5 protein-coding genes, 4 tRNA genes and 1 rRNA gene are annotated in these 5,115 nt (G+C 44.2%); 2 read left to right on the forward strand and 8 right to left on the reverse strand.

Annotation, left to right across the window (positions count from 1 at the left end):
• From BUB06_RS21635 to BUB06_RS21655, 5 genes are all read right to left on the reverse strand, one after another.
• A partial coding sequence (locus tag BUB06_RS21635; RefSeq protein WP_236737958.1) for a GTP-binding protein occupies positions 1-227 on the reverse strand: 227 nt, incomplete at its 3' end.
• A 107-nt stretch (positions 228-334) separates the two neighbouring features.
• A tRNA-Thr gene (locus tag BUB06_RS21640) sits at positions 335-410 on the reverse strand.
• Positions 411-416: 6 nt separating this feature from the next.
• Positions 417-491 (reverse strand) — tRNA-Gly (locus BUB06_RS21645).
• A gap of 130 nt (positions 492-621) precedes the next feature.
• A tRNA-Tyr gene (locus tag BUB06_RS21650) sits at positions 622-706 on the reverse strand.
• Positions 707-721: 15 nt separating this feature from the next.
• Positions 722-797: transfer RNA gene (locus BUB06_RS21655), tRNA-Thr, on the reverse strand.
• 331 nt (positions 798-1,128) lie between these two features.
• Between BUB06_RS21655 and BUB06_RS21660 the strand changes: the two genes are divergently transcribed.
• Together BUB06_RS21660 and coaA are read left to right on the forward strand one after the other, a co-directional pair.
• Positions 1,129-1,677: a GNAT family N-acetyltransferase gene (locus BUB06_RS21660; protein WP_010309708.1), complete on the forward strand. Its 549-nt coding sequence runs from the start codon at positions 1,129-1,131 to the stop codon at positions 1,675-1,677.
• 211 nt (positions 1,678-1,888) lie between these two features.
• The gene (gene coaA / locus BUB06_RS21665; protein WP_039281895.1) at positions 1,889-2,839 is read left to right on the forward strand and encodes a type I pantothenate kinase; all 951 of its coding nucleotides are present in this window, start codon (positions 1,889-1,891) and stop codon (positions 2,837-2,839) included.
• 38 nt (positions 2,840-2,877) lie between these two features.
• On the opposite strand, the gene birA is transcribed toward coaA, so the two are convergent.
• The 3 genes from birA to rrf all read right to left on the reverse strand — a co-directional run.
• Complete coding sequence (birA, locus tag BUB06_RS21670) at positions 2,878-3,837, reverse strand: bifunctional biotin--[acetyl-CoA-carboxylase] ligase/biotin operon repressor BirA (protein WP_039476475.1); 960 nt, start codon at positions 3,835-3,837, stop codon at positions 2,878-2,880.
• A complete protein-coding gene (gene murB, locus BUB06_RS21675; protein WP_039476478.1) occupies positions 3,834-4,871 on the reverse strand; it encodes a UDP-N-acetylmuramate dehydrogenase in 1,038 nt (345 codons plus the stop codon). The genes birA and murB overlap by 4 nt, the downstream gene beginning before the upstream one ends.
• Before the next feature lie 154 nt (positions 4,872-5,025).
• Positions 5,026-5,115 (reverse strand): 5S ribosomal RNA (gene rrf / locus BUB06_RS21680); the annotation flags it as partial.

The following is a 5,115-nucleotide window of genomic DNA, read 5'->3' on the forward strand; positions in this document are numbered from 1 at the left end:
TGGCGAGACGGGGTATCGTATTCAACGTGAGACGTGTTGATGGTGATACCACGTGCTTTTTCTTCTGGTGCGTTATCGATCTGGTCGAATGCACGCGCGTTACCACCGTAGGTTTTAGCCAGAACGGTAGTGATTGCAGCGGTCAGCGTTGTTTTACCATGGTCAACGTGGCCGATAGTACCGACGTTAACGTGCGGTTTTGTACGTTCAAATTTTTCTTTAGACATCGATTGTCCCTCTAAGACACGGATAAATCGGTGGTATCACCACATCAACCAAGCGATAGCTTGCTGAATTTATTCACAGAAAGAAAATCAGGAGGAGGAAAAGGAAGTGGTGCTGATAGGCAGATTCGAACTGCCGACCTCACCCTTACCAAGGGTGCGCTCTACCAACTGAGCTATATCAGCACATCTTGGAGCGGGCAGTGGGAATCGAACCCACATCATCAGCTTGGAAGGCTGAGGTAATAGCCATTATACGATGCCCGCATCCTGGAACTCGGCTACCTAATTTTTCTGTAGATTTTGAAGTTGAGGAATAAGATTTTATAGACCCCGCCTTCGTCGATCCGGCTTAGTCTTGCTACCGTATCGAATATCCTGTTTCCAGGATTGAATTTGGTGGTGGGGGAAGGATTCGAACCTTCGAAGTCTGTGACGGCAGATTTACAGTCTGCTCCCTTTGGCCGCTCGGGAACCCCACCTGATTGTGTACTTGATGGTGCCGGCTACCGGAATCGAACTGGTGACCTACTGATTACAAGTCAGTTGCTCTACCTACTGAGCTAAGCCGGCTTCAAGTGCTGCGCATTCTAGGTAGACAGAACGCTCGATGCAACAAAAAAATTGCGTAAAATGCGCTATCGCTTAGATTTTATCCAAATTCAGCTATAAATCTAGAGTAGCAGTAAGAATTAGCGCAAAGAACCACCAATCCTATCCAACGAAATGGTGATTTCACCATCAACCTTCCTCTTGTTTCTCTTGCACCAAAAATACAGTTTTGCCCTTTAGAAGAGCAGTCGCTGCACTGACCGATGCTATTTTGCTCGTTTTTCTAAGAAAATAGACCTGGAATGCATTTTGCTTGGTTAAAAATAAATTTCTGTCGAAGGGGCAAAATACGATGAAAACCGTTCAACTCAATGCAGCAACCTTACCTGTCTATCGTGAGGAACTGGCTAATCTATTGATCGATGCTGTAGAAAAAGGCGCTTCTGTTGGATACCACTCGCCACTGTCCCACAAAGAAGCCACTGAATATTTTCATAGTTTGCAAACATCCGTTTCCAACGGTGAACGTATGATCTGGGTCGCGCGCGATGAGGAAGGTATCGTCGGAAGCGTACAGCTTGAGTTATGTCAAAAAACAAACGGGAAAAACAGAGCTGAAATTCAAAAATTACTGGTCCATAGCCGCACAAGAAGAGCAGGAATAGGCCGACTGCTTATTCAGCTATTGGAAAAGAGCGCACTTTTACAGCAGAGGGGCTTGCTCTACTTAGACACCCAAGCAGGTTCTCCCGCGGAAGCGTTCTATCGTGCCTTGGGCTATCGCCATCTAGGAGAATTACCAGACTATGCTTGCACACCTGATGGCTATTACCACCCAACGGCCATCTATTATAAGCGCCTCTTTGCTGTGAACGGTTTAGGTAAAGCCATCGCTAGCTAGCGAGTACCCGATGCGTAAACATAGAAGCATCGGGTACAGCACCGATTTTCTCTTCTTCTTTCTAGCAGCAAAGTGTTAACCTGCCCATTATCAAAAATTTATTACATAAGAGAAGGTGCCGCGATCATCGCGTTGGCTGAACTAATAGCCCGTTTTCTTCGCTGGGCTGAGAGTCCCTTTTCTTACCTGTGAAGCAGGCAGAACACGACTTATGAGCAACAGAGAGCAATCCTTGGCCACGCCATATCTACAATTTAACCGCAGCCAATGGGCCGCCTTGCGCGATTCCGTCCCGTTAACGCTGACAGAGGAAGAAATCGTTAAGCTCAAAGGCATTAACGAAGACCTTTCATTAGACGAAGTCGCGGAAATTTATCTACCGCTATCTCGCCTGCTTAATTTCTATATAAGCTCTAATTTACGCCGCCAGGCTGTGCTTGAGCAGTTTTTAGGAACAGATGGCCAAAAAATACCTTACATAATCGGCATCGCAGGTAGTGTCGCTGTAGGGAAAAGTACCACAGCCCGTGTGCTCCAAGCGTTATTAAGCCGCTGGCCGGAACACCGCAGTGTAGAACTTATTACAACCGATGGATTTCTTCATCCAAATAAGGTGTTAAAAGAACGCGACTTGATGAAGAAAAAAGGCTTTCCACAATCCTATGATATGCACAGCCTGGTAAAATTTGTTTCTGATATAAAGTCAGGAACACACAAAGTCACAGCTCCAACGTATTCCCATCTAACATATGATATCGTCCCTAATAACAATAAAGTGTTGGAGCAACCTGATATTTTAATATTAGAAGGGTTGAATGTTTTACAAAGTGGGATGGACTATCCACATGATCCACATAGGGTTTTTGTTTCTGATTTTGTGGATTTTTCTATCTATGTCGATGCTCCTGAAACACTGTTACAAACATGGTATATAAATCGCTTTTTGAAATTTAGACAAGGTGCATTCTCAAATCCAAATTCATACTTCCATAATTATGCAAAATTGACGAAAGAAGAAGCCGTCGGTATTGCCTCTCAATTATGGAAGGAAATTAATGGACTTAATCTAAAAGAAAATATTCTTCCCACCCGGGAGAGAGCTAGTCTTATTATGACTAAAAGCGCTAATCATGCCGTTGAATGTGTCCGATTAAGAAAGTGAAAATGAATGAATATGTAAAAGGGGGGAGTCCCCCTTTTTTATGCACCGCGCAGAGAAATTTCCCCACCAATATACGGCATTATCAAACCATCATTTTCTAATAACAATGCACCCTGGCGATCGATTCCTCGGTCTATCCCATGTATTTCGCGATTACCGATAATCAAGCGGATCGGACGATTAAAATAGTTATCCAACTTTTCCCATCTGGGAATAAATGGTTCAAGACCTTGTAGTTCAAAGACGGCCAAAGCGCTTCTTAGTTCAGAAATAAGAGTCGAAGCGAGAGTATTACGATTAATCTCTATACCCGCCTCTTGTAAATTTATCCAGCCTTGGTTAATCGTATCGGGAGCAGGTTCTCTCATCTGTAAATTAATACCTGCGCCAATTACCAAATTAGCAGCATCACCCGTTTTCCCAGTAAGTTCGACGAGGATGCCAGCTAACTTTCTATCCTTCAGGTATAAATCATTAGGCCATTTTACTCGAACACCATCAGCACCAAGCTTATGCAGTACTTCGGCCATTACGATACCGATAACCAGACTCACCCCAACAGCCGCAGCGGGTCCCTGCTCTAGGCGCCAATATAAGGACAAATACAAATTCGCACCAAAGGGTGAAAACCATTGCCGCCCCCGACGACCACGCCCAGACTGCTGATATTCAGCAAGGCATGCATCACCGGAGGACAGTGTATCCAATCGTTCTAAAATGTACTGATTCGTAGAATCGACGACAGGTAAAACCGTTACGCCACCTTCAGGTAGGTGCTTAAGGATAACCTCCTCATCTAATAACTGCATAGGTGCTGGCAAAGAATAGCCCTTACCCGTTACAGTAAAAATATCAATTCCCCAATCGCGTATAGTTTGAATATGCTTATTAATCGCAGCCCGACTCATCCCCATCATTTCGCCCAGTAACTCACCGGAATAAAACTCCCCATCAGAGAGGATTTTAATCAACTTAAGAGGAACTGTAATATCTTTCATGATAATACCTCGATGGCATTGATCTCTCCATGCGCAGCAATAAAGCGAACTTCAGGTTCCAGCTGTATGGAGAATTTTTCAGAAACTTGGTTGCGGACGTAACGAGCTAATTCAACAATATCTGAGCTTTTTGCATTATTTTTATTAATCAGAACTAATGCTTGTTTCTCGTGAACAGCGGCACCACCAAGCTGGAATCCTTTAAGTTTGCACTGATCAATTAACCATCCAGCTGCCAATTTAACGTTACCATCGGCTTGTAAATACTGAGGAGCATTCGGATACTCTCGTAAAATCCGTTCGGCATGCTGTTGTGTAATTATTGGATTTTTGAAGAAGCTACCAGCATTACCTGCCACTACAGGGTCTGGGAGTTTACTTCGACGCATATGGCATACAGAATCAAATACTTGCTGTGGCGTAACGGTTGTAGGATCCAGTTTGGCTAAATCACCATAGTTAAGTATCGGATTCCACTCTTTCTTCAAAAAAAGCCCTACTGCGGTAATCGCAAACCCAGAACGATACTGATGCTTAAATATGCTTTCACGATAACCGAACTGGCATTCCTCAGCGCTAAGACGCATGACTTTACCTTCAGTCAGATCCAACACGTCAACATAATCACAAACATGTTGTAATTCGATACCGTACGCACCGATATTCTGTATCGGTGCAGAGCCCACACATCCGGGAATTAATGCCAGATTTTCTAACCCAGCAATGCCACGCTTAAGCGTATATTCAACTAATTGATGCCAATTCTCACCTGCACCAACATGAAGATACCAGCCATCACGTTCTTCGCGAATATCTATACCTTTAAGTCGGTTTAGCAGAATAGTACCTAAAAAATCTTCCAGAAAAAGGACATTACTTCCTTCTCCTAGCAATAAAATGGGCTCTTGTGATGCGCAGGCGACGCGCCATTCCTCGATCAATTTTTCTTGAGTATCTGCAACCGTAATACGAGAGGCAGACACTGATAATGAGAAAGAGTTATGAGGCTTTAATGAAATAATGCTCGATGGCATGATGGAAATACCTACTAATTCAGATATCACATAGTCTACCTGATCTACGCGAGATACCGACTGCCTTTTGCCACCGGATACGTATAAACAACCGTTCCTAACGCCCATAGCAAAAAGCCCCTGTCTTTCGACAGAGGCTTTCCACTTGTTTGATGCCTGGCAGTTCCCTACTCTCACATGGGGAAGCCCCACACTACCATCGGCGCTACGGCGTTTCACTTCTGAGTTCGGCATGGGGTCAGGT

Origin of the sequence: Pectobacterium carotovorum (assembly GCF_900129615.1) — a bacterium.
GTDB classification, from domain to species: Bacteria; Pseudomonadota; Gammaproteobacteria; order Enterobacterales; family Enterobacteriaceae; genus Pectobacterium; species Pectobacterium carotovorum.